The 23,269-nt window shown below is 64.1% G+C and carries 22 protein-coding genes; 7 read left to right on the forward strand and 15 right to left on the reverse strand.

Features of this window, described 5'->3' with window-relative positions:
- The first annotated feature begins 219 nt into the window (after nucleotides 1–219).
- Nucleotides 220–1,161, forward strand: a complete 942-nt coding sequence (locus A9K71_RS00005; protein WP_066989373.1) for an IS110 family transposase — start codon at nucleotides 220–222, stop codon at nucleotides 1,159–1,161.
- A gap of 34 nt (nucleotides 1,162–1,195) precedes the next feature.
- Here A9K71_RS00005 and A9K71_RS00010 read toward each other — a convergent pair whose 3' ends face one another.
- The 9 genes from A9K71_RS00010 to A9K71_RS00050 all read right to left on the reverse strand — a co-directional run bounded on the left by A9K71_RS00010 (nucleotide 1,196) and on the right by A9K71_RS00050 (nucleotide 10,271).
- Nucleotides 1,196–1,543, reverse strand: coding sequence for an ArsC family reductase (locus A9K71_RS00010; protein WP_082980278.1), 348 nt, complete (start codon nucleotides 1,541–1,543; stop codon nucleotides 1,196–1,198).
- Between the two features lie 184 nt (nucleotides 1,544–1,727).
- The gene (locus tag A9K71_RS00015) at nucleotides 1,728–2,081 is read right to left on the reverse strand and encodes a nuclear transport factor 2 family protein (protein ID WP_066988871.1); all 354 of its coding nucleotides are present in this window, start codon (nucleotides 2,079–2,081) and stop codon (nucleotides 1,728–1,730) included.
- A 107-nt stretch (nucleotides 2,082–2,188) separates the two neighbouring features.
- Complete coding sequence (locus A9K71_RS00020) at nucleotides 2,189–3,166, reverse strand: 2-dehydropantoate 2-reductase (RefSeq protein ID WP_066988873.1); 978 nt, start codon at nucleotides 3,164–3,166, stop codon at nucleotides 2,189–2,191.
- Nucleotides 3,166–4,695, reverse strand: coding sequence for an acyl--CoA ligase (locus tag A9K71_RS00025; RefSeq protein ID WP_066988875.1), 1,530 nt, complete (start codon nucleotides 4,693–4,695; stop codon nucleotides 3,166–3,168). The genes A9K71_RS00020 and A9K71_RS00025 overlap by 1 nt, the downstream gene beginning before the upstream one ends.
- Nucleotides 4,696–4,745: 50 nt before the next feature.
- Complete coding sequence (gene ggt / locus A9K71_RS00030; protein WP_066988877.1) at nucleotides 4,746–6,332, reverse strand: gamma-glutamyltransferase; 1,587 nt, start codon at nucleotides 6,330–6,332, stop codon at nucleotides 4,746–4,748.
- Between the two features lie 24 nt (nucleotides 6,333–6,356).
- On the reverse strand, nucleotides 6,357–7,157 hold the full coding sequence (locus A9K71_RS00035) for an ABC transporter permease (protein WP_066988879.1): 801 nt from the start codon (nucleotides 7,155–7,157) through the stop codon (nucleotides 6,357–6,359).
- A complete protein-coding gene (locus A9K71_RS00040) occupies nucleotides 7,154–8,077 on the reverse strand; it encodes an ABC transporter permease (protein ID WP_066988881.1) in 924 nt (307 codons plus the stop codon). The genes A9K71_RS00035 and A9K71_RS00040 overlap by 4 nt, the downstream gene beginning before the upstream one ends.
- Complete coding sequence (locus A9K71_RS00045) at nucleotides 8,074–9,156, reverse strand: ABC transporter ATP-binding protein (protein WP_066989375.1); 1,083 nt, start codon at nucleotides 9,154–9,156, stop codon at nucleotides 8,074–8,076. Before A9K71_RS00045 ends, A9K71_RS00040 begins: the two co-directional genes overlap by 4 nt.
- Nucleotides 9,157–9,230: 74 nt before the next feature.
- Entirely contained in the window at nucleotides 9,231–10,271 is a 1,041-nt protein-coding gene (locus tag A9K71_RS00050; protein WP_066988883.1) for an ABC transporter substrate-binding protein, read from the reverse strand.
- Nucleotides 10,272–10,497: 226 nt separating this feature from the next.
- Here A9K71_RS00050 and A9K71_RS00055 point away from each other — a divergent pair, with 226 nt between their 5' ends.
- Entirely contained in the window at nucleotides 10,498–11,199 is a 702-nt protein-coding gene (locus A9K71_RS00055; RefSeq protein ID WP_066988885.1) for a GntR family transcriptional regulator, read from the forward strand.
- 9 nt (nucleotides 11,200–11,208) lie between these two features.
- On the opposite strand, the gene A9K71_RS00060 is transcribed toward A9K71_RS00055, so the two are convergent.
- From A9K71_RS00060 to A9K71_RS00085, 6 genes are all read right to left on the reverse strand, one after another.
- A complete protein-coding gene (locus tag A9K71_RS00060; RefSeq protein ID WP_066988887.1) occupies nucleotides 11,209–12,294 on the reverse strand; it encodes an ABC transporter ATP-binding protein in 1,086 nt (361 codons plus the stop codon).
- The gene (locus tag A9K71_RS00065; protein WP_066988889.1) at nucleotides 12,284–12,886 is read right to left on the reverse strand and encodes a cupin domain-containing protein; all 603 of its coding nucleotides are present in this window, start codon (nucleotides 12,884–12,886) and stop codon (nucleotides 12,284–12,286) included. The genes A9K71_RS00060 and A9K71_RS00065 overlap by 11 nt, the downstream gene beginning before the upstream one ends.
- Nucleotides 12,887–13,092: 206 nt before the next feature.
- On the reverse strand, nucleotides 13,093–14,163 hold the full coding sequence (locus tag A9K71_RS00070) for an ABC transporter substrate-binding protein (protein ID WP_066988891.1): 1,071 nt from the start codon (nucleotides 14,161–14,163) through the stop codon (nucleotides 13,093–13,095).
- Between the two features lie 27 nt (nucleotides 14,164–14,190).
- A complete protein-coding gene (locus tag A9K71_RS00075; RefSeq protein WP_066988893.1) occupies nucleotides 14,191–15,012 on the reverse strand; it encodes an ABC transporter permease in 822 nt (273 codons plus the stop codon).
- Nucleotides 15,009–15,896, reverse strand: a complete 888-nt coding sequence (locus tag A9K71_RS00080; RefSeq protein WP_066988895.1) for an ABC transporter permease — start codon at nucleotides 15,894–15,896, stop codon at nucleotides 15,009–15,011. The genes A9K71_RS00075 and A9K71_RS00080 overlap by 4 nt, the downstream gene beginning before the upstream one ends.
- A 94-nt stretch (nucleotides 15,897–15,990) precedes the next feature.
- A complete protein-coding gene (locus tag A9K71_RS00085; protein WP_066988896.1) occupies nucleotides 15,991–17,271 on the reverse strand; it encodes an FAD-dependent oxidoreductase in 1,281 nt (426 codons plus the stop codon).
- A gap of 195 nt (nucleotides 17,272–17,466) precedes the next feature.
- Between A9K71_RS00085 and A9K71_RS00090 the strand changes: the two genes are divergently transcribed.
- The 5 genes from A9K71_RS00090 to A9K71_RS00110 all read left to right on the forward strand — a co-directional run bounded on the left by A9K71_RS00090 (nucleotide 17,467) and on the right by A9K71_RS00110 (nucleotide 23,080).
- Nucleotides 17,467–18,624 carry a fumarylacetoacetate hydrolase family protein gene (locus A9K71_RS00090; RefSeq protein WP_066988898.1) on the forward strand — a complete coding sequence of 386 codons (1,158 nt, stop codon included), beginning with the start codon at nucleotides 17,467–17,469 and terminating at the stop codon, nucleotides 18,622–18,624.
- Nucleotides 18,625–19,175: 551 nt separating this feature from the next.
- Complete coding sequence (locus tag A9K71_RS00095; protein WP_066988900.1) at nucleotides 19,176–20,108, forward strand: substrate-binding domain-containing protein; 933 nt, start codon at nucleotides 19,176–19,178, stop codon at nucleotides 20,106–20,108.
- 104 nt (nucleotides 20,109–20,212) lie between these two features.
- Entirely contained in the window at nucleotides 20,213–21,199 is a 987-nt protein-coding gene (locus A9K71_RS00100; protein WP_066988902.1) for an ABC transporter permease, read from the forward strand.
- 5 nt (nucleotides 21,200–21,204) lie between these two features.
- Nucleotides 21,205–21,999 (forward strand): ATP-binding cassette domain-containing protein, encoded by a 795-nt coding sequence (locus A9K71_RS00105; protein ID WP_066989377.1) that lies wholly within the window; start codon nucleotides 21,205–21,207, stop codon nucleotides 21,997–21,999.
- Nucleotides 22,000–22,057: 58 nt separating this feature from the next.
- Nucleotides 22,058–23,080 (forward strand): LacI family DNA-binding transcriptional regulator, encoded by a 1,023-nt coding sequence (locus A9K71_RS00110; protein ID WP_066989379.1) that lies wholly within the window; start codon nucleotides 22,058–22,060, stop codon nucleotides 23,078–23,080.
- The last annotated feature ends 189 nt before the right edge of the window (nucleotides 23,081–23,269 follow it).

Genomic DNA, 23,269 nt, shown 5'->3' on the forward strand with positions numbered 1-23,269 from the left:
CCCTAGGATTGTTTGAGAAGGATCGGGTAGTTTGGCGGCCGGGACTGCGGCCCATCACAGCCAGCAGTCCCGGCGGCAGGCGACCGTCCCTAGGATCGGGTAACGCCCGACGTCATCATGGTCCCTGCCGTCTTGTCCGCCATCGCTTGGAGAGTTGATTGGCCGCTGGCTCGCGCCACGCCCGCAAACAATCCGAAGCCCTATAAGGATACCACCAGCATGGCCTTCTTGCACCACCAACCGCAGCTGTGTCTCGGCTTTGATATCGCCAAGCACACCATCACTGTCTGCGACGGCGCCACCACCCGCACCATCGCCAATCAGCGCAGGGCGATCCGCGCCTTGCTGAAGAGCTACAAACAGATAGACCTTGTCGTCTGCGAGCCGACAGGCGGTCATGAAGGGCTGCTACTCGAAGAGTGCCTGCGCGCCGGCATCGCCTGCCATCGCGCCGACACGCTCAGGGTCAAGAGCTTCATCCGCTCCTTCGGCACACAGGGCAAGAGCGATGCCATCGATGCCGGCATGCTTTGCGCCTATGGCCGTGAGCGCTGGGTAAAACTGCCCCTTTGGCAGGCTCCGGACGTCGACGAGGTGCGCTTGCGCGCCCTGGTCAGACGCCGCCAGGAGCTCATTGCCACCAAGGTCGCCGAGAAGAACCGCGCCAAGGCGCCTGGCAGCCGCGATCTCGCCGCCTCCTTCAAGGCCGTGATCAAAGTCGTCGAGCGGCAGATCCAAGTTATCAATGCCGAGATCCGCGAGCTGATCGCCAACAGCAATACCCTCAAGCAGCGGGCCGCCATATGCACGGCCATGGACAGCCTCGGTCCGATCGTGGCCGCCAAGCTGCTGGCCGGCCTGCCCGAACTCGGCTCCATGACCCGCCGCCAGGCGGCGGCGCTTGCCGGCGTCGCGCCCCATCCCAACGACAGCGGTCTCAAGAAGGGCTACCGCAAGATCCGCGGCGGCCGCCCCGAAGTCAGAAGCACGCTGTTCATGCCGGCTCTGCGCGCCGCCGCCGGAAAGGGGGAGTTTGCCGCCTTCTATAAGCGCCTTCGCGCCAACGGCAAAAAGCCAATGGTGGCCATCGCCGCAGTCATGCGAAAGATCATCGTCACCCTAAATGCCAGGCTCCGGGATGCCCTGATTCCTCAGAGTTGATGACGAGGGGATAGTGTGCCGCGCCTGCCGAATCCTACTTCACCGCCTCTTCATAAACATCCGGCCTGAAGCCAACCAGGATGCGGCCACCCACCTCCAGCACGGGGCGCTTGATCATGGTCGGCTTGGCCAGCATCAGCGCCTTGGCCTTCTTCTCGTCGAGCGCTTCCTTGTCCTTCTCCGGCAGTTCGCGAAAAGTCGTGCTGCCCTTGTTGAGCAGTCTCTCCCAGCCGACCTTATCGACCCAGCCATTCAGCCTTTCCGCCTCGATCCCTTCGGCGCGATAGTCATGGAAGCGGTAGGGAAGGTCGCGGCTCTCCAGCCAGACGCGCGCCTTCTTGATCGTGTCGCAGGTGGTGATGCCGTACATGGTGATCGTCAATTCGGACCTCGGGCCGATGGATTGCGAATCTGGCCGAATCCTAGGCTTGCCTTGCCCGCTTTGCCAGCGTGACTACGTGAAGACGATTTGGCGCTCTCCATGGCGGCCGGAATATCATCTTGGCCGCCATGTCTGATTTTCAGATCCTGCAACGAAGATTCGGAATGCCAGACGCCGATCGGCTTCAATAGTAGAAGCGCTCTTCGCTGATCTTGCCGTTCTTGACCGTATAGAGGCCAACCTCATCCATTTTGACGCGTTCGCCGGTAGATTTGGGCGTCACGTCAAAGGTGAAGCGCAAGGCGAACTGGTCGCCATTGACGTAGGGGCCCTCGATCGAGCCGCCGTGAACCTCATGGTTCGCTTCCCACCATTCGCCCTTCTGCTTTACGGCGTCCCTGCCGCTGCAAACGGCCATGGGCCCTTCCATCGCCTCGTAGCTGACGATGTTGTCGGCATTGTATTTCGCGGCAGCGCCGCGGTTGTCGCCCTGCTTGAGGAGTTCGGTGAAATGCTTGGCGACTTCGGCAGTGGTCATGATTTCCTCCCGGTTTGGACAGACCCCAGATAGGGAGCTCCCTCGTGACCTGCCATCGCCGAAGCGTCGGTAGCTGACAAATCGTGTCAGGATCGAATGCCGGTCTTCTAATAACACCCGCGCTCGATCGCCAGCCGGCGCATCAGCGCCAGCACGGTGTCGATGGCCGGCGTCGGCTGGCCGGTGAGGCGGCCAAGCTCCTGCACTGCCGTGACCAGCGCGTCGACCTCCATCGGGCGGCCGCGTTCGAGGTCCTGCAACATCGAGGTCTTGTGCTCGCCGACATCGCCGGCGCCCTTGATGCGCCGGTCGACGGGGATCAGGAAGCGCACGCCGAGGCGCTCGCCAATCGCCTGCGCCTCCAGCATCATGGCGCGGGCGACGGCCCGCGTGCCTTCATCGGCGACGATCGCCGCGAGCGTGCTGCCGGTCAGCGCCGAGATCGGGTTGAACGAAAGATTGCCCCAAAGCTTCACCCAGATTTCCGAACGTATGTCCTCGCGAACCGGCGCCTGCAGCCCGGCCTTGACCATCTCGCGCGCCAGCACACCCACCCGCTCGCTCTTTTCGCCCGAAGGCTCGCCGAGCGAAAAGCGCGTGCCCTCGACATGGCGGATCCGCCCGGGCGCATCGACCTCGACGGCCGGATAGACGACGGAACCGATGACGCGCTCGGGCCCGATGGTCTCCCAGATCTTTCCGCCGGAATCGACCGCATCAAGCCGCGTGCCTTCGAGCGCGCCGCCGGCCTTGTAGAAGTACCACCAAGGCACGCCGTTCTGCATGGTGACGACGGCTGTCCCCTCGCCCAGCAGCGGTGCAATCTCGCCCAGCGCCGGCGCCAGAGAATGCGCTTTCAGCGCCAGCACCACGTAATCCTGAATGCCGAGCTCTTCGGCCGTGGCCGCTGCCCTCACCCGCGCGATCGTCTCCTTGCCGTCCTCGATCAGGCGTAGGCCATCGGCCTCGATCGCTTCGAGATGCGCGCCGCGCGCGACGATCGACAGATCTACGCGGCCGGCAATCGCCAGCTTGGCGGCGAGATAGCCCCCGATGGCGCCGGCGCCGAAGACTGTAATGCGCATCAGCCCAAACCGAGCTTTGCCGCGAGGCCGATGCGCTGCAATTTGCCGGTCGCGCCCTTCGGGATCTCGTCCAGGATCACCACCTTGCGCGGCACCTTGAAATCGGCGAGCCGAGTCGCGGCAAAGCTGCGAATGTCGGCCTCGCTGGCGCTCTGGCCTTCCCGCAGCACGACAGCGGCAGCCACTTCCTCGCCGAGCTTGTCATGCGGCATGGCGAAGGTGACGACCTGCGCCACCGCCGGATGATCCATCAGGACGCCATCGACCTCGAGCGGAGAGATCTTTTCGCCGCCGCGATTGATGATCTCCTTCAGCCGGCCGGTAACGCGCAGATAATTGTCCTCGTCCAGCACGCCCTGGTCGCCGGTGTGGAACCAGCCATGCGCGAAGGCGCTGGCGTTGGCGTCCGGATTCTTCTCGTAGCCGGCGGTGACGTTCGGGCCGCGAATGACGATCTCGCCGATCTCGCCGGGCTCGAGCAGCCTTCCATCCGGCGCCATGACGGCCACTTCCGGTCCGGCCGAGGCGCCGACGCTGCCCGGCTTGCGCAGTCCGGGTGGCAGCCGGTTGGACGCCATCTGGTGCGCAGCCTCGGTCATGCCGTAGGCCTCGATCACCGGACAGCCGAAAGTCGCCTCCAGCTCTGCCATGACCTGCGCCGGGAGTGAGGCCGACGACGAGCGGATGAAACGCAGCTTCGCTTCGGCCAGTTGCTCGGGATTGCGCGCGGCGCGCGGCAGGATCGCCTGGTGCATCGTCGGCACCGCCGTATACCAGGTTGGCTTCGCTTCGGAGAGCCATTGGAAAAAGCGCAGCGCGTTGAAGCCCGGCGTGCAGAAGACGCTGGCGCCGGCGGCGAGCGAGGACAGCACCGCCGCGATCAGCCCGTGGATGTGAAACAGCGGCATGATGTTGAGGCAGCGGTCAGCCGAGCCCAGGCCCAGCGTGGCGCCGATATGCGCGGCCGAGGCGGCGAGGTTGGCGTGGCTGAGCGGCACCAGCTTCGGCCGCGATGTAGTGCCGGAGGTATGCAGAAGGAGAGCGGTGTCGCTGTCTTCGGCCAAGCCGGAGGCAACCGGCGGCCCGACCGGGCCGCCCTCGATGGTGAAGATGCCGGCCGGCGCGCCTTCAGGCACCGCCAGCCGCAGCACCGCAATGCCGAGGCGTTCGGCAACTTCGACCGAGGGTCCTTGCTCGTCCTTGCCGACAAGGATCGCCTTGACGCCGATGTCGCTGAGATAGAAATCGAGCTCGTCGGCCCGGTAGGCTGGATTGAGCGGCGCGGTGGACGCGGCGGCGGCGACCGCGATGAAGGCCGTTGCCATCTCCGGGCCGTTCGGCAGCACGATGGCAACGCGGTCGCCACGGCCGATGCCGAGCGTGTTGAGCCGGGTCACGGTCTCTTGGATCAGACGGCGCAGCCCCCCATGCGAGAGGACTGTCCGGTCGGGCGCGGCGATGGCTGGCGCGTCTTCGGCGCCGGGCGCGAGGCGATGAGCAAGATCAAAGGGATTTTCGCTTGTTGTCATGGTTCCAGACTATGTTTCGAACGATCGGCCTATGTCCAGCAAAGGGCTGCTCAATATCCGAGCGCCAAGCCGTCCTTGCGCGGATCGGAGGCGCCGGTCAGCGTGCCTTTTTCCCAATCGATGAGCACCGCCTGCCCGCCGCCGAGCGGATGGTCTGGCTCGACAACACGATGGCCGCGGCGGCGCAGGCCTTCGATCGTATCGGGACGCACGCTTCGCTCGGCTTCCACGACGTCGTGATTGTAAAAGACGCGCGGCGCATCCAAGGCCTGCTGCGGATCCATGCCGAAGTCGATCATGTTGGTCAAAAGATGGACATGGCCGAAGGGCTGATAGCCGCCGCCCATGACGCCGAAGGGCATCACGGCACGGCCGTCCCTCAACATCATGCCCGGCATGATCGTGTGCATCGGCCGCTTGCCCGGCGCTATTGCGTTCGGATGCTTCGGATCGAGCCGGAACGAAGTGCCGCGGTTCTGCAGCACGACGCCGGTCTTCGGACCGACGACGCCGCTGCCGAAGGAATAATAGGTCGAGTTGATGAAGCTCACCGCGTTCCGGTCGCGGTCGACGACGGTGATGTAGACCGTGTCGCTGCCCGGCAAAACGACGCGCGGCAAATGCGTCATGGCGCGTTCCCGCTCGATCTCGGCGCGCAGCCGGTCGGCATAGGCGATGGAGAGGAGTTCCTTCACCGGCACCGCAACGTGATCCTGATCCGCGAGCAGGTTGTCGCGGTCGCGATAGGCCAGCCGGCCGGCCTCGATCTCCAGATGCAGGCGCTCTGCGCCATTCGGGTCAAGCGCGCCGAGATCGAACCCGGCGAGCACGTTCAGCATCAATAGCGCGGTCAGGCCCTGATTGTTCGGCGGCATCTGGTGGATGTCATGACCGCGATAGGAGGTGCTGACCGGCGTCTTGTAGTCGCCCTTCGTCGCGGCGAAATCGTCCAGCGTATGAAGGCCGCCGAGTTGGCGAAGCCGGCCCACGATGTCTTCCGCAACGGCGCCTTCGTAGAAACCGGCGCGGCCGCGTTTCGCGATGATGCGCAGCGTTTGCGCCAGTTCCGGCTGGCGATGCACATCGCCGGGCTTTGGCGGCTTGCCGCCCGGCAGGAAAATGCGCGCCGCCACTTCGTCGGCCGACAGGTCGGTTTCCGGATCCTCCCAGTCAAAGGCGACGCGGTCGTGCACGACGTAGCCTTCTTCGGCATAGCGGATGGCGGGTGCGAGCGCTTCGGCTATGCCCTTTCGGCCGTGATCGTCCAGCAGCCGGCACCAGGCGTCGACGGCGCCGGGAATGGTGACCGCGTGCGCGCCCTGCTTCGGCAGCTCGCTGAAGCCTCTCTCCAGATACCAGTCGACCGTAGCAGCCTGGGGCGCGGGGCCTGAGCCGTTGAAGGCGATCACATTGCCTTCTCCCTTCGGGCAGTAGAGCACGAAGCAGTCGCCGCCGATACCGGTCGATTGCGGCTCGACAACCGCCTGCACGGCCGCGGCGCAGACAGCCGCATCCATGGCGTTGCCGCCGGACCGCAGCATGTCGATGGCGGCAAGTGTGGCGAGCGGATGCGAGGTCGCGGCCATGGCTTCGGTGGCGCGGACCGGCGAGCGGCCTGGAAACTGGAAATCACGCATTCTGTTCGAGGTATCCCTGTATTCTCAACGTCCGCGGCCGAAAAGCTGGGCGGCGGACAACAAGACGATCGATAGCACGATCAGGCAAGTCGAAATGGCGGCAATCGTTGGATCAATCTGGTCGCGCAATGCATTGAACATGCGGCGCGTCAGCGTCGTGGTCTCACCGCCCGAGATGAAGAGCGACACCACCACCTCGTCGAAGGAGGTGATGAAGGCAAAGAGCGCGCCCGAGACGATCGAGAAGCGCAACTGCGGCATGGTCACCTGGAGAAAGGCCGCGAAGCGGCCGGCGCCAAGGCTGCGCGCCACCATCTCCTGGTTCATGTCGTAAGAGCGCAGCCCCGACAGGACCGTGAGCACGACCAGCGGCAGCGCCTGGACGGTGTGGGCGATGACGAGGCCGGTCAGCGTGTTGTTGAGGCCGATGCGGGCATAGAGGAAGAAAGTGCCGATGCCGATCAGGATGACCGGAATGATCAGCGACGCCGTGAGCAGCGCATTGATGGCGCCGGTCAGCCTGAGCGTGCCGGCGTTGATGGCATAGGCAGCTGCGGCGCCGAGCGGCGTCGCCACGATCGCGGTCATCACCGCCACCTTCACCGAGACAATGGTGGCGTCGCGCCATTCGACGGAACCGAAATAGCTCTCATACCAGCGCAGCGACCATTGCTCGGGCGGGAACTGCAGCAGCGTCGAGCCGGAGAAGGACATGATGACGATAATCACCGAGGGCGCGATCAAAAACAGCATGACGAGGCCGCCCAGCAGATAGAGCCAGAGGCGTTGCCAATGCGTTATAGGCAGGCTGCTTTCGGCGCTCATCGCTGGCTCCAAACGCCGGTGGCGCGCGCGCCGAGCAGCCACTGGAACAAGCCGAGCAGGGCTAGCGTGACGGCAAGCAGCACGACGCCGAGCGCAGCTCCCGCGCCCCAGTTCGAGTAGAGGCTGGTCGCCTGCTCCATGCGCATCGCCCACATGATGACCTTGCCGCCGCCCATCAGCGCCGGCGTGACGAAAAAGCCGAGGCAAAGCACGAAGACGATGACAACGCCAGAGGCGAGGCCCGGCAGCGACAGCGGGAAAAAGATCTGCCGGAACGTGGCGGCGGGGCTGGCGCCGAGATTCATGCCGGCGCGCAGGCAGTCGACATCGATGGTCTTCATCGAAGCATAGAGCGGCAGCACCAGGAAGGGCAGCATGATGTGGGTCATGCCGATGACGACGCCGGCGAAATTGTTGGCGAGCGGCAGCGGCTGGGCGATCACGCCGAGATCGATCAGCCAATTGTTGATCAGCCCCTTGCGCTGCAGGATGACCAGCCAGGCATAGGTGCGCACCAGCACCGAGGTCCAGAACGGCAGGATGACGAAGATCAGGCAGATCGAGGCGGCGCGGCGCGGCAGTTGCGACAGCATATAGGCCAGCGGGTAGCCGAACAGCACGCAGGCGCCGGTGACAACAAAGGCAACCTTGAAGGTGGTCGCGAAGGTCTTGATGTAGGACGCCTGCTCGAAGAAGCGCGCGTAATTGGCGAGGCTGAGCTGGCCGCTCTCGTCGAACAACGACAACCAGAACAGCCAGCCGATCGGCACAATAATGACGGCAAAGACTAAGAACAGCCCGGGCGACAGCAGTGCCAGCAGTCCCAGCGCCTGGCGCCTGGCATCCGAGCGCAACGCCCTGGCGTTGAGTTCCCCGTCCTGCCGGACGGCGTGACCAAGACTGGCGGACCCGATGCTCATTGATCCGTCACCAGCACGACGTCCTGGGCATCGATGCCGAGCGTGATCGGCTCGCCCGGCGCCGGCAGCTTCGCCAGCACGTCCCTGCGACAATAGTCGCGCAGCGTCACCTGGCGGCCGTCGCGAAGCGTCGCGTAGCAGATGAAGCTGTCGCCCTGATAGATGACATCGCCGACCGTTGCCGGCAGCGCGTTGACGGGACGTGCCTGATCCGCGTCGGCGAGCAGCCGCAATTTCTCCGGCCGCACCACCATCAAGTGCCGACCGGCGGGCGGCGCCGGGTCATTCATGCGCAGCTTCCGATCCTCATACCAGACGCTGCCGTTGCGGCATTCGACCGGGATGAAATTGGATTCGCCGATGAAGCCGGCGACGAACTTCGTCTTAGGCCGGGCGTAGAGCACCTCGGGCTGGTCGATCTGCTCGATGCGTCCGGCATTCATGACCGCAATGCGATCGGACATGGTGATCGCCTCGCGCTGGTCATGCGTGACGTAGACCGTCGTCATGCCGAGCCGCCGATGCAGGTTGCGCAGTTCGATCTGCATGTGCTCGCGTAAGCCTTTGTCGAGCGCCGACAGCGGCTCGTCCATCAGCACGATGCGCGGCTCGAAGACGATGGCACGGGCCAAAGCCACGCGCTGGCGCTGGCCGCCGGAAAGCTGGTCGACGCGGCGCTCGCCGAGACCTTTCAGCTGCACCAGGTCCAGCGCCCGCTCGACACGCTCGGCCGTTTCCGCCGCCGATACGCGCCGCTGCTTCAGCGGAAAGGCGATGTTGTGGAAGACGTTCATGTGGGGAAATAGCGCATAGTTCTGGAACACCATGCCGATGTTGCGCTTGTGTGGCGGCATGGTGATGATCTCCTCGCCGCCGACCTTGATCGAGCCGGCATTGGCTCGCACAAAGCCGGCCAGGATCATCAGCAGCGTGGTCTTTCCGGACCCCGACGGACCGAGCAGCGTCAGGAATTCACCGGCCGCGACATCGAGGCTGAGATCGCTCAGGATGGAGAGCGCGCCGAAGCGCTTCTCGATACCGTGGATGCCGATGGGAAGCGCGGACGGCGCAAGAGACAAGAGCATCTCCTTCAACTCCGGATCATTGATAGCGGGGGAGCAGCGCCTCGGCGCGCCGCTCCGCCCCGCAGTCGTCATTGCTGGATCAGGTTGTTGAACTTCTCGGTCGCCTCGACGAGGTTGTCGCGCCAGAACTCGGGATCCTGAAGCACCTGCTTCTTGACGTTATCGGGCGCGGAGTTGATGTCCTTGATGCGCTCCTGCGGGATCTTGCCGGTCTCGAAGGCCTTCTCATTGGCCGGGCCGTTGTCGACATAGAGCGGCAGATTGGCCTGGAGGTCGGGGCTGACGAACTTGGCCAGCGCTTTCATCGCAAGGTCCTTGTTCTTCGAGCCCTTCGGGATGACCATGCAGTCGGCGGTGAGCACACCCTGGTCGAAGGAGAAGCTGACAGGTGCGCCTTCCTTCCTCAGGGTGCCGGCGCGGCCGTTCCAGATGCTCGCCATATCGACCTCGCCGTCCTTGACGAGTTGCATGGCCTGCGCGCCCGAGGTCCACCAAGCGTCGATGTGACCCTTGACCTTGTCGACGGATTGCAGCGCGCCGTCGATGTCGACCGGATAGACCTTGTCGATCGGAGTGCCTTTGGCGAGCGCCGCGACGCTCAGTGTCTCCGTCGCCTGGCTACCGGAGAGCGCCCGCCGGCCCGGAAACTTTTCCACGTCCCAGAAATCGGCCCAGGTCTTCGGTCCCTTGTCGCCGAAAACATCGGTTCGGTAGATCAACACGACGGACGTGTAAGAGATGCCAACCCAGTCGTCATGGACGAGCTTCGGGTTGATGCCGCTCTTGTCGATGACCTTGTAGTCGAGCTTTTCGAACAGGCCCTCCTTGGAACCGCGCGCGCATTCGTCGGCGCCAAGCTCGGTGATGTCCCATTTCACCGCATTGCCGGTGACCTGCAGGCGCACGTCGTCGAGGCCGTTGGTAGTGTCCTGCTTGATGGTGATGCCGAGCTCCTTGGCCGTCGGATCGAAGAAGGCCTTGGTCTGTGCCTCCTGATAGGTGCCGCCCCATGAGGCGACGGTGATGGTGTCGGCGGCCGAGGCCGGAACGGCGGCCGAGGCCAGCAGGCCGGCTACGGCCAGACCGTGAATGCAAAGTCTCTTCGTCATTTTCGCTTCTCCAACCGGTGTTCCCATTATAGTTGATTTGGTATGCGAATTTGTATACAATTTTGAGTGTAATTCTCCGGAAGCCGATGTCAACATGTGCCGAGCGTTTTTTGGGCGGCGATGAGTTGAGGCTTCTGGTCGGGAGCGTTTGATACGGCCCTGTTTCAAGCAGGAGCCAAAAGGCACTAGACTGCGAATCCGTGACTGACCGTTGGAGGCGGGACGCTTGAGCAAGGAGAGAAAGAACACGCTTCGCGATTCGGTGTTCGAGAAGCTGAAGGCGTTGATCATCACCGGCCAGATCCCGCCAGGCGGCCGCGTGACCGAGAACGAGATTGCCGAGCGCCTGAAGGTGAGCCGCACGCCGGTGCGCGAAGCCTTCAACCGTCTCGAGCGCGACGGCCTGGTGATCGGACGTCCGCGCCAGGGCTATATTGTTGCCGAGTTCAACCTGACCATGTTCCGCGAGGCCTTCGACATTCGCGAGCTGCTCGACGGGCGCGCGACCGAGCTGGCAGCGGCGAACGCGACCGCCGCCGACAAGGCGCGGCTGCGCGACATGCTCGCCGAATGCGAACGGCTGGCGGCAATCCCCGACCGCAGCACACGAGAGAAATTTGAGGAGCTGCAGGTCGGCATCGATCTGCACCGGGTGATCGCCGAGATCAGCGGCAACGAGATGCTGCACGGCATGCTTTGCGGCATCCTCGACAAATGCCAGCAATATGTGTGGACCGAGCTTCTGTGGCTGGACGAGTGGAAGCTCACCCGCGAGGAGCATACGGGCATCGTCGACGCGATCTGCGCCGGTGATGTCGCTTTGGCCGGCGAGCGCGCTCGCGCGCATGTGCGCGGCTCGCGCGAGAACATCCTGCGCCTGCTGCAGGCCAAGTCCGATTATCAGGGCTTTTTCGCCAAGGCTTCGTGAGGCCGGCGATCAGTTCGAGAGCACAGGGCAGTTGGCGCCACGCCGCAGGCTGATGTGCGCTACGTCGCCGATGCTGAATCGAAAACCGTCGGCGCGGCGTGGGGCATCGATGACGATTGCAGTCCCCTGCCCCAGTTCGACGTGAAGGCGCAGCGTGCGACCGTGGAAGACGATGCCACTCACCCGCGCCGGCGCGGTGCCTTCGGCGGCCTCGGTGGCCGCCACAAGATCCTCCGGACGAACGCCGATGGTTCGTGCGTCGCCGACAGCCGGTGTCTCGCCGGTTTCCGGTATGGCCTCCAGCGGCAGCTCGCCGGCGGTAAAGCGCAGCCGCTCGCCGTCGCGCCCGACAAAGCGTGACTGCAGGAGATTCATGGTGCCGATGAACGAGGCGACGAACCGCGTCGCCGGACGGTCGTAAAGCGTCGCGGGCGGCGCGATCTGCTCGATGCGGCCCTTGTTCATGACGACGATGCGGTCGGAAATCGACAGCGCCTCGGTCTGGTCGTGCGTGACCATGACGAAGGTGGTGCCGAGCCGGGACTGAAGCCGCTTGAGCTCGACCTGCATCTGCTCGCGCAGATGCGCGTCGAGGGCCGACAGCGGCTCGTCGAGCAAGAGCACACGCGGCTCGCAGACGATGGCGCGGGCAAGCGCGACGCGCTGGCGCTGACCGCCCGACAGTTCGGAGATGCGGGCGCGCAGCTTGTCGGCTAGGCCGACCATGTCAAGCGCCTGACCGACGCGCTTGGCCTGCTCGGTACCGGACAGTTTGCGCAGCGAGAGGCCGAAGCCGACGTTCGCCGCGACGTCCATATGCGGGAACAGCGCATAGTCCTGAAAGACGGTGTTGACCGGACGGTCGAAGGGCCTCAGACCGGTGATGTCACCGCCTTCGAGCAGCACTTTGCCGCTGGTCGGGCTCTCGAAGCCGGCGATGACGCGCAGGCTCGTCGTCTTGCCGCAGCCTGAGGGGCCGAGCAGGGTCAGGAACTCGCCCGCCGCAATGTCGAGATCGACCGCATCGAGCCCGACCACGCCGCCCGGGAAGACCTTCGAGACGTTCTCTAGACGAACGAGCGCGTCAGGCGCCATCGCGCACCTCGGAGGGTTTTGTCGTGTTGACCCACAGGATCTGGCAGCGCTCGGCGCCCGGATTGCGGAAGGCATGCAGCAGCGTGCTCTTGAAGCCAAAGCTGTCGCCGGCCTTCAGCACATAGGCCGTGGCGTCAACCACCAGCTCGACCTCGCCCGTCATCACGAAGCCGAATTCGTGGCCGGCATGGGCATAAGCCTCGGCGGTGCCGCCGCCGGCCTCGACCGTCACCAGCATTCCGGTGAGTGTGGCGGCGGGCGGCGACAGCAGCGCCTTGGCGATGCCCTCGGACTTGACCGGGATTGCGCGCCGCTTGTCGGCGCGCACGCAGTAGAGGTCGTTGACCGCTTCATCGCCGTCGGCGATCAGGGCCGAGGGCTCGATGTCGAGGGCGGCGGCCAGCGGCCAGATCACCTTGACGCGCAGCGAGGACATGCCGCGCTCGATCTGGCTGAGCGCGCCGATCGATATGCCGGCCTTGGCTGCGAGCTCGGCCAGCGACAGCTTGCGCTCGAGCCTTAGCGCCCGCACGCGCCGGCCGACACGGACGTCGGCATCGTCCTTCGGTTTTGCCTCGTCAACAATGTCCATCAAATAGTCCTTGTTGTCTTTCCACCGGTGCGGCGCAGCGCCGCCAAGCTCCCCCTTCTCCCCTTGTGGGAGAAGGTGTCGCCGAACGCGACGGATGAGGGGTGTTCCAGCGAAGTAAGACGTCGGCGTTCCCTGGATCACCCCTCATCCGTCTCGGCGCTGCGCGCCGATCCACCTTCTCTCACAAGGGGAGAAGGCAAGTGCGCTCAGCCGCCGGCTTTCACCTTCTCGAACATCTTGGCGACGTCGTCGTTCTGCTTCATCGGTCCGGTGAAGATCGTGCTCTTCAGCATCACGTCGGGATCCGCCGGCAGCTGCAGCTTGTCCAGCTCGTCTTTCGACACGCCGGCGAAGGCGGTCGAAAGCGAGCTGCCATAGCCGTAGGACTGGATGAGGTACTTGCCCGAATCGGCGTCGAGCCGGCTGTTGATGAAGTCATAGGCGAGATCGACGTTCTTGGCGTCCTTCAGCATGACGAAGCCGCAGGCCCAGGTGAGCATGCCTTCCTTCGGCTTCATGAACTCGACCGGCACGCCCTGCTTCTTCAGCGATGTGGCCGACGCGTTCCAGGTCATGGCGGCGACCAACTGGCCGCTGGCCAGCGCCTGCTCGACCGAGGTCATGTCGGTGGTGTAGCTCGACAGCAGCGGCCGCTGCTCGCGCAGTTTCGCCGCGACTTTTTCCATCTGCTCCGGCGTCATGTCGAAGGGGTTCACGCCTGCCAGAAGTGCCGCGACGATCGGCGTGTCATGCACGGCGTCGATGGTCGCCATGCGGCCGGCATATTGCTTGTCCCACAGAAGGTTCCAGCTCGCCTCGGGGTTCTTGACCAGATCGGTGCGGTAGAGGATCGAGGTGTTGCCCCAGTCCCACGGCACCATCCAGACCTTGCCGTCGCCGGCCTGCAGGTCGGGCAGGTTCTTGAACACCGGAAAGATCGAATCCCAGTTCTTGATGCGCTTGGTGTCGATCGGCTGCAGCAGGCCTTCCTTGTTCCAGCGCGCCACCTTGTCGTAGCAGGGATGGGCGATGTCGGGCCGGAAGCCGGCCTTGACCTTGGTGAAGGCATCGTCGTCATCGCCGAAGATCGTCGCCTCGACGCCGTCCGGATGCGCGGTGAGGAAGCTCTTGTTGAAGTCGGGCAGCTCGTAGCCCGACCAGGTGAAATATTGCAGCTTGTCGGCAGCCAAAGCGACGGTCGACGACAGCGCCAGGGCGAGTGCGGCTAGGCCCGCGCGGGCTTTGTATCCCGTGATCGATTTCAGGTGGACTGTCATTTTCGTTCTCCTCTTCTTTGTTGTGGTTCAGGCTGGATTGCGGCGCGCGGCGCCGAGGCCGCGATGGCGCAAGATCTCGGCGAGGGTGGCGATGACGCAGGACACGGCCAGGATCACCGTTCCGAGCGCCATCACCGTGGGCAGCGAACGCGGGAAGCGCAGTTGGCTCCAAATGTAGAGCGGCAGCGTCGGCTCGGTGCCGGCGAGGAAGAAGACGACGATGAACTCGTCGAAGGAGGTCAGGAAGGCGAGCATGAAGGCCGACAGCACCGCCGGCAGGCTGAGCGGAAGCATGACGCGCCGGAACGTTGTCCAGTCCGACGCCCCAAGGTCGAGCGCCGCCTCGCGAATGGTCTTTGGGATCGCGGCGAATCGACTGCGCATCACCACCACCGTCGTCGGCAGCGCCACCAGGATATGGCCGAGCACGATTGCAACGCGCGACGGGCCGAGGCCAATGAGATTGACCAGGATCAAGAGCGAGATGCCGACGATGACGCCGGGGATTAGGATCGGCAGCCGGGCTATGGCACTGATCGTAGCCGCGAGCGGCGAGCGGCCGTAAAGGTCCATATAGGAAACGGTGATGCCGCAAAGCGTTGCCCCCGAGGCAGCAACGACACCTATGACGAGACTGTTGGCCAAAGCGCCGGACAGCACCGGATTGCCGTAGAGGGTCTCGTACCAACCGAGCGTGAAGCCCTGCAGCGGAAACGCCGCCTGGATGGAATCGTTGAAGGAAAACAGCGGGATCAAAAGGATAGGCAGATAGAGGAAGACGAGATAGGCAAGCACATAGAAGCCGAGCCAGCGACCGCCCGCATTTGCCTCTTTGCGCGCCGCGCTCATGTGCGGCTGCCAAACCGGCGGTCGGCGCCGCGCGCGACCAGGACCACGCACAGGATGACCAGCATGACGCAGACCGACAGGGCCGCGCCGAACGGCCAGTCATTGGCCTTGCCGAATTGCGACTGGATCAGCGTGCCGATCATGGTGCTGGCCGGGCCGCCGACCATAGCCGGCGTGACATAGTCGCCGACGGTCGGCACGAAGACGACGAGAGCCGCCGCCAGCACGCCCGGCATCGAATTGGGCAGCACGACGCGGCGGAACGACGTGAACGGGCGCGCGCCGAGATCGGAGGCGGCTTCGAGCAGCGATTTCGGGATGGTATCCAGCGCCACGTAGATGGGCAGGATGGCGAAAGGCGCGTAGGCGTGCGCAAGCGTCACCACCACCGCGGCCGGCGTGTTGAGGAAGGCAAGCGTCGGCTCCGACCAGAGGCCGCTTTCGATGAAAGCCGAGTTCAGGACGCCGTTATAGGCAAGCACGATCTTCCAGGCAAAGACGCGCAAAAGGTAGCTGGTCCAGAACGGCAGCGTGACCAGGAAGAGCAGCAGGTTGCGCCGGCGGCCGGCATGGAAGGCGAGGTAGTAGGCGACCGGATATGCAGTAGCGACGGTGGCGAGCGTCACCAGGCCGGCGATGACCAGCGAGCGCAGCGTCACCGTCCAGTAGAGCGGATCGGTGGCCACAGTTACGAAGTTTGCCACCGTCAGGCCGGCGCCGAGCAGCGAGCCGTCATTGCTCCTGAAGGCAAGGAAGAGCACCAGGCCGAGGGCAAAGAGGATGAGGAAGAAGGTGACCAGCCCGCCGGGCAACAGCATGGCAAAGCGGAAGACCGGCGAGATGCGGGTTTCCAGCGATGGCCGCGCTGCAACGATGGTGGACATCTGCTAGCTGCCCATCGGTTTTTTGAAATCAGCTAATGATTTTTCATCTTCCTGAAACTGTCAAGCTGAATCGGTGATGCGCTGCACGCGTCCCTCAGCGCTCGAGGGCATCCAGCATCCGATACCAGGCGATGGTGGCGGCAACGCCGACCTGGCGGAAGGCGTGGAACGGGATCGGCCGGATCGGCGACGGCGGGAAAGGCAATTGGCTGACATCGCCGGTCGCGAGGTAACCCGCCATGCGCTTGCCCAGCGCGCTCATCAGTCCGACGCCCCTGCCCTGGCAACCGACCACGGCAAGCAGGCCCTTTTCCGGCTCATGCAGGTGCGGAAGATGATCCGGCGTCATCGCCACCCGGCCGAACCAGCGCTTTTCGACGGCGATGCCGGCAAGCGCCGGATAGAGGCGCAGCAGCGCGCGTTCGCAATGCGCCCAATCGGCCGCGCTTGAAGGCAGGGCCATGCGGCCGCGTCCACCCAACACCATCCGGCCATCAGGGCCCTTGCGGTAATAGACCAAGATGCGGCGGGAATCGGAAACGGCTTGCCCGCCGGGCAGGATGCTTGCCGCAAGCTCCGCCGGCAGCGGTGCCGTGGCGATCTGGAAGGAATGCAGCGGCACGATTGTTTGCGCGAGGCCGGGCAGCAGGCCATCCGTATAGGCGTTGGTGGCGAGTACGACCCTCGTCGCGCGCAGTTCGGCGCCGCCTTGCGTGGAGACCCGCCAGACGCCGGCTTCCTTGGTGAGCCTCACCACCCGCTGCTGCTCGGCGATCCCGGCGCCGACGGCAGAGGCGACGCGGGCAAGCTCGAGCGTGTAGGACAGCGGATCGATGACGCCGGCGCGGCGGTCGAGCCAGCCGCCAAGATAGCCCTTGGCGCCGGTCATCGCGGCGATCTCGGCCCGGTCGAGCAGCTTGACGTCGGCGCCGCGCGCCCGCCATTGCCGGTCGCGGCTGGCTACGGCCTTCAAGGCCGTTTCGGTATGCGCGGCCTGGATCCAGCCATTGCGCGTGAACGGCACCGCAAGCTTCTCGTCACGGATCACATCGAACACCGCGTCGGCCGTCGAAGCAGCGAAGTCGACCAGGGCCTCGCCGCGCTCCTTGCCAAAGTGCTCGAGCAGCCATTCGGGATCATATTTGAGGCCGGGAATGACCTGGCCGCCGTTCAAGCCCGACGCGCCCTGCCCGATCGCGCCGGCATCCAGCACCTGGACGGAAAGACCGGCGCTTGCCGCGTGCAAGGCGGTCGACAGACCCATGATGCCGCCGCCGACGATCACCGCATCGAGCGTGCCGTCGCTCGACAGCTCTGACTGGAACGCCGGAGCTGTTCGCGGCTTTTGCCAGATCGGATCGGAAAAGGTGGGCAATTGGTCACCTGAGGCGCTGGAGGCTCGTGAAAGTCCTATTGCTGATTTCATGAATTTGAAAGAGGACCCGATGGGCCAGTCCGCGCTTGGCTATGTGACAGCATGCCATTGGCTCATAACCTCGCCATCGATGGGATAGACGTTTGCATTAAATGCGGGGAAAGTGCCGCGCGACAATCGAGAGGACAGAAGACCATGACCGATTTAACCCGCCTCCCTGGCGACGGCCTTTTCGTCGGCCGCGCCAGGACCAGCGAAGCCTCCCATCCGCTGGTGGTCACCGTGCGCGCAGGCGAGGTCATCGACATCACGTCGAGCGCGGCGCCTACCGTGCGCGACCTCTGCGAGCTGAAGGACCCGGCCGCCTACGTGCGCTCGGCCCGCGGCGAGGCAATCGGCGCGCTGGAAGACATCGCAACCAACAGCTTCGAAGCTCAGCGCGACGCCAAGAAGCCGATCCTGCTCTCCCCCGTCGACCTGCAGGCGGTGAAGGCTTCCGGCGTCACCTTCGTCGTCAGCCTGCTCGAGCGCGTCATCGAGGAGCAGGCGCGCGGCTCCGCGGAAAAGGCCGACGCCATCCGCGCCGACATCGCCGGGCTGATCGGCCATGATCTCTCCAAGCTCAAGCCAGGCTCGCCGGAAGCGATGGAGATCAAGGCCAAGCTGATTTCGCGCGGCGTCTGGTCGCAATATCTGGAAGTTGGCATCGGCCCCGATGCCGAGATCTTCACCAAATGCCAGCCGATGGCCTCCGTCGGCTTCGGCGCCGATGTCGGGCTGCATCCGGTCTCCACCTGGAACAATCCGGAGCCGGAGATCGCGATGATCGCCGACAGCTTAGGCCGCATCGTCGGCGCCACGCTCGGCAACGATGTCAATCTGCGCGATGTCGAAGGACGCTCGGCGCTGCTGCTCGGCAAGGCCAAGGACAACAATGCTTCCGCCTCGCTTGGACCTTTCATCCGGCTCTTCGACGAGACCTTTTCCATCGCCGACGTGAAGCGCGCCACGGTGCGGCTAAGCGTCGAGGGCGAGGACGGTTTTTCGCTGGAGGGCGCAAGCTCGATGGCGGAGATCAGCCGCTCGCCGGAAGAGCTGGTCAAAGCCGCGATGGGACCGCATCACCAGTACCCGGACGGGCTGGCGCTCTACCTTGGCACCATGTTCGTGCCTTCGAAGGATCGCGGCGAGAAGGGCAAGGGTTTTACGCACAAGATCGGCGACATCGTCACCATCTCGTCGGAAAAACTTGGCGCACTTGTCAACCGCGTGCGGCTGTCGCCCGACTGCCCGCACTGGACCTACGGCGCCAGCCACCTGATGCGCGACCTGGCCAAGGCGGGCCTGTTCTAGCGCGGCATAAATTCTATCTTATTCTGATGTATAGATAGCACACCGTAAAAAGGTACATTGCTATAAGTACAATAGCCAAAAAATAACCGAAAAGAGTCTCAAACAAAGCAAACAATAATATGCCAATGATCGCCGAAATTACCTGGAATGGCAGCAAGCGTCGCCTGGCGTGCATTTCACTTCCCACTTAGCTGATACGAGACGCGCTAGATTCCAGGCATTGTCATGACTGTCCTCGCATCGCCCGCCAGGGGATCGGTAGCAGATCCGTGATCGGCTGTTAAGAGCGAGGGCCGCTGCCGGGAGGCCAATCCGCGCAGCGAATGGGCCGATCGCATGGCTTGCCCGCGAAAATCATCGCAGCTGATGCAATCTGATGGGATTGCTGATGGCGTGCGCGCCTGAGCCGACATCCATTGACGATGGAGGCTTGCCAGCGGCCGAAAAAGGGAATGCTCTAGAGGCACCCGGTCGGCGCGGGCAGGAGATGCGCTCCTCGAGGATCGTATCGCGCCTGATGTGGAGGTGGTTTTCAACATGGGAGGAAATCGATGCTTTCGAGGCTGAGACTGTTCGTGCTTGGCTTGATCGCGGCAATCGCCATTCCGGCGATGGCCGAGGCCAAGACCTTCTACTGGATTTCGCATGGCGGCCCGGCCGATCCGGTCTGGACCTACTTCCTCGCCGGGGCGAAGCAATGGGCGACCGACACCGGCAACAAGGTGAACACCTCGTTCCACAATGGCGACGTTGCCTCGCAGCAGGAGGCTGTTCGCGCCGCCATCTCGGCCAAGGCCGACGGCATCGTCACCACCAGCCCCGATCCGGGCAGCCTCGTCGAGATCGTCAAGGAGGCCCGTGCGGCCAACATTCCGATCATCAACTTCAACACGCCCGACCCGAAGGCCAACTTCAACGCCTATGTCGGCGGCGACAACGTCACCTTCGGCAAGCACTGGGCGCAGTATCTGGTCGATAAGGGCCTGGTGAAGAAGGGCGACTTCGTTTGGATGCCGGTCGAGGTGCCCGGCGCCACCTATGGCGTGCAGGAAGAGGAAGGCATCAAGAGCGTGTTCGAGCCGCTCGGCATCACCTATGAGGTGACCGAGGCGACGCTCGACCAGGCCGAAGTGATCAACCGCATGGTCGACTATCTTACCGCCCACAAGGGCAAGGTGAAGGCGATCATCGGCCTCGGCGACCTGGTCACAGGCTCGGTCAAGCGCGTCTTCGACCAGGTCGGCGTCAAGCCGGGCGAAATCCCGGTTGTCGGCTGGGGCAACTCGCTCGACACCACCCAGGAAGTGCTGAACGGCTATGTCAACGCCGCGCAGTGGCAGGACCCGCAGGCGACCAGCTACATCGCGCTTTCGATGGCGGCGATGGCGTCTGCCGGCATTCCTCCGGGCTTCAACGTCATCACCGGCGCGCTCTATGAAAAGGATACCGCCGGCGTTTATGACAAGATCCTGTCCGGCAAGTAAGACCTGACATTAACGGTCGCGGCTTTCGGGCCGCGATCGCTTCCTGGACCATCGAGTCCTGACTGATCGCAGCGGGCTCGCCAATCATTCACATCGCAGGCCCAATGGAAAACCGTTCCTTCATCCAAAGTTTCATCGCGCGGCCGGAATTCGGGCCGCTGGTGCTGCTGATCGTCGAACTCGTCATCTTCTGGGGCATCAATCCGGATTTCCTGTCGCCGCAGAACATCTCGAACATCCTCGCCTTCACCGTCGAGCTTGGGCTGATCGCGTTGGCGATGACCTTGCTGATGACGTCGGGCGAATTCGACCTCTCGGTCGGCTCGCTGTTCGGCTTCTCGCCGGTGCTGATGTGGACGCTGTTCAATGGCGGGGTCACCTCGCTGGAGATGGGCTTAGCCATCGCGCTGGTGGTCGCGGCCTTGATCGGGCTTGTCAATGGCTGGTTCGTCACGCAGCTCAAGATCCCGTCCTTCCTGGTCACGCTCGGGATGCTGCTCGTCGTGCGCGGCACCGCGCTTTTCGTCACCGACGGCTTTCCGCAGCGCACCTGGAGCGCCGAAGGCAGCTGGCTTGCGGACATCCTGGTCGGCGACTTCTACGTCGGCCCGTTCCGCATCTATGCCTCGCTGTTCTGGTTCATCGGCGCCGCGATCGCGCTCGGTTATGTGCTGACGCAAAGCCGCACCGGCAACTGGATCCAGGCGGCCGGCGGCAATCCCAACGCGGCGCGCGCCCGCGGCGTCAATGTCAGCCGGGTCAAGATCGGCCTGTTCATCCTGTCGGCGGTGATGGCCTCGCTCGCCGGCGTGATCTCGTCGCTGCGCACCTCGGCCGCCAATCCGAACAGCGGCACCGGCTACGAGCTCGAGGTCATCGCCATGGTAGTCATCGGCGGCACGGCGCTGACCGGCGGCCGCGGCACCATTATCGGCACGGTGCTCGGCATCCTGATCCTGCGCGTCATGCGCAACGGCATCGTGCTGATCGGCGTTCCGGGACTTGCCTACAACATCTTCATTGGCGCGATCATCCTCGGGATGATGGCGCTGCACTCATGGCTCGAACGCCGGCACCAGGCAGGGACTTGAAGACGATGGCCGAGCCTCTGATCCGCATGACGAACATCCGCAAGTCCTACGGGCGCGTACAGGCGCTGGTGGACGCCAACTTCCACGTCAACGAAAAGGAGATCGTCGGCCTGCTCGGCGACAACGGCGCCGGCAAGTCTACACTGATCAAGGTGCTGTCGGGCGCGGTGCCGCTCACCAGCGGCGACATTTTCGTGCGCGGCAAGAAGGTGAATTTCCGCAGCACCAGCGACGCGATCGCTGAGGGCATCGAGACGATCTATCAGGACTCCGCGCTCGTCACGCAGCTGTCGATCGCCCGCAACCTGTTCCTGGGGCGCGAGCCGATCAAACCGCCGCGTTTCCTCAACCGCATGGACCAGGAGGCGATGAACACGGTGGCGCGCGACCTGCTCAAGCAGGTCGGCATCTCCAAAAACATCCCGCCGACGACGCCGATCGGCTCGCTGTCAGGCGGCGAGCGGCAAGCAGTGGCGATCGCGCGCGCCATGCATTTCGACAGCGACCTCATCATCCTCGACGAGCCGACCAACAATCTCGGCGTCGCCGAGACGCAAGGGGTGTTGAGCTTCGTGCGCGGCGCCCGCGATTCCGGCCACTCCTCCATCTTCATCGCACACAACATCCACCATGTCTTCCAGGTCGTCGACCGCATCGTGGTGATGCGCCGCGGCAAGGTGGTGGCCGATGATATCGATCCGAAGAAGACCACCGTGGCGGACGTCGAACGCGTCATCACCGGCATGTCGGACAAGGAGATCCGCGATGCGATTTCCGACGGCCCGCAGCCGCATGGCTAATTTGGCCTGACTTCGATTTGGCTGACAGGGGCTTGCATCCCACCCTATGACCGGACCCATGAAAGCGACCGTAGCCGACATCGCCAGAAGCTGCGGCCTGTCGACCGCGACGGTCGACCGAGTGCTCAACAACAGGCCGGGCGCAAGCGCGGCCAACCGGCAGCGCGTCTTGGAGGCGGCAAAGCAGCTCGGCTATCTGCCTACGCTCGATCAAGTCGTGCTGCCGTCGAAGCCGGCGCATCTCGAATTCTTCCTGCCGATCGGCAGCAACGCCTTCATGGCCGACCTTGCCCATCATATCGAGGACTATGCAGGGCGCCTGCCGCTGGTCGCCTCCTGCCGCATCCACAATCTCGCCGGCATCTCGCCGGGCGCGCTGCAGGGCGCGATCGAGAACCTCTCGCTCAAGGCCAATGGCGTCGGCGTCATCGCCGTCGACCATCCGCGCACGCGCAACATTTTGCGCGAGCTGGTCGAGGCCGGCATCCGGCTGGTGACGCTGGTTTCCGATGTGCCGGCGGCCCCTCGCTCGGCGTATGTCGGCATCGACAACCGGGTTGCCGGACGCACGGCGGCGCTGCTGATGGGCCGCTTCCTTGGCGGCCGGATCGGGCACCTCGCGATGGTCGTCGGCTCGCGCTCCTATCGCGGCCACGAGGAGCGCGAGATGGGTTTCCGCTCGGTGCTCGCAGAAGAGTTCCCCAATCTCACCGTCTCCAGCGCCGTCGAGATCAACGACGAGCCCGACGCCAGCTACAGCGCGACCATGAAGGCCTTGCACAACGAACCGGAACTGCTCGGCATCTACTGCGTCGGCGCCGGACGCTCCGGCGTGGCCAAGGCGTTGCTCGAGGCCAAGCCGCGCAGAAAGCCCGTCTTCATCTGCCATGACCTGACCAGGGAAACACGCCGCTATCTGGTCGACGATCTCGCCGACGTGGTCATCGACCAGAACGCGCGACTGATTGCCGAGCAAGCAGTGATCCGCCTGCTCGGCTCGATCGCCTCGTCGGCGCCGTACCTGACCAAAAAATTCATCGAGCCCCGGCTGATCATGAAGGAAAACGTGCCGGTGCAGTAGGCGCGAATGGCACCATGCCGTCGCCTCACTGATTTGTCAGACGATTGATCCGGCAAATCTGCACACCAGCTATGCACGTTTCGCAGTTGCCGAATGGTTGGGCAAATCGTAATTATTGCGGCGTCGGATGTCTTCCTCCTCCCAGACACCGGCGCTGAATGCGGTGCTCCTCCTCCCGCGCCGTATTCG

The organism is Mesorhizobium sp. WSM3873 (assembly GCF_001672445.1).
In the GTDB taxonomy this organism is placed as follows: Bacteria; Pseudomonadota; Alphaproteobacteria; order Rhizobiales; family Rhizobiaceae; genus Mesorhizobium.

Excerpts from the sequence above, each read along its gene's own strand:
- A9K71_RS00035 (WP_066988879.1), bottom strand. The coding sequence starts at position 7,157 with ATGAGCGCCGAAAGCAGCCTGCCTATAACGCATTGGCAACGCCTCTGG.
- A9K71_RS00080 (WP_066988895.1), bottom strand. The coding sequence starts at position 15,896 with ATGTCCACCATCGTTGCAGCGCGGCCATCGCTGGAAACCCGCATCTCG.
- A9K71_RS00015 (WP_066988871.1), bottom strand. The coding sequence starts at position 2,081 with ATGACCACTGCCGAAGTCGCCAAGCATTTCACCGAACTCCTCAAGCAG.
- A9K71_RS00095 (WP_066988900.1), top strand. The coding sequence starts at position 19,176 with ATGCTTTCGAGGCTGAGACTGTTCGTGCTTGGCTTGATCGCGGCAATC.
- A9K71_RS00105 (WP_066989377.1), top strand. The coding sequence starts at position 21,205 with ATGGCCGAGCCTCTGATCCGCATGACGAACATCCGCAAGTCCTACGGG.
- A9K71_RS00020 (WP_066988873.1), bottom strand. The coding sequence starts at position 3,166 with ATGCGCATTACAGTCTTCGGCGCCGGCGCCATCGGGGGCTATCTCGCC.
- A9K71_RS00075 (WP_066988893.1), bottom strand. The coding sequence starts at position 15,012 with ATGAGCGCGGCGCGCAAAGAGGCAAATGCGGGCGGTCGCTGGCTCGGC.
- A9K71_RS00110 (WP_066989379.1), top strand. The coding sequence starts at position 22,058 with ATGAAAGCGACCGTAGCCGACATCGCCAGAAGCTGCGGCCTGTCGACC.
- A9K71_RS00060 (WP_066988887.1), bottom strand. The coding sequence starts at position 12,294 with ATGGCGCCTGACGCGCTCGTTCGTCTAGAGAACGTCTCGAAGGTCTTC.
- A9K71_RS00005 (WP_066989373.1), top strand. The coding sequence starts at position 220 with ATGGCCTTCTTGCACCACCAACCGCAGCTGTGTCTCGGCTTTGATATC.
- A9K71_RS00025 (WP_066988875.1), bottom strand. The coding sequence starts at position 4,695 with ATGACAACAAGCGAAAATCCCTTTGATCTTGCTCATCGCCTCGCGCCC.
- A9K71_RS00070 (WP_066988891.1), bottom strand. The coding sequence starts at position 14,163 with ATGACAGTCCACCTGAAATCGATCACGGGATACAAAGCCCGCGCGGGC.
- ggt (WP_066988877.1), bottom strand. The coding sequence starts at position 6,332 with ATGCGTGATTTCCAGTTTCCAGGCCGCTCGCCGGTCCGCGCCACCGAA.
- A9K71_RS00090 (WP_066988898.1), top strand. The coding sequence starts at position 17,467 with ATGACCGATTTAACCCGCCTCCCTGGCGACGGCCTTTTCGTCGGCCGC.
- A9K71_RS00040 (WP_066988881.1), bottom strand. The coding sequence starts at position 8,077 with ATGAGCATCGGGTCCGCCAGTCTTGGTCACGCCGTCCGGCAGGACGGG.
- A9K71_RS00065 (WP_066988889.1), bottom strand. The coding sequence starts at position 12,886 with ATGGACATTGTTGACGAGGCAAAACCGAAGGACGATGCCGACGTCCGT.
- A9K71_RS00100 (WP_066988902.1), top strand. The coding sequence starts at position 20,213 with ATGGAAAACCGTTCCTTCATCCAAAGTTTCATCGCGCGGCCGGAATTC.
- A9K71_RS00050 (WP_066988883.1), bottom strand. The coding sequence starts at position 10,271 with ATGACGAAGAGACTTTGCATTCACGGTCTGGCCGTAGCCGGCCTGCTG.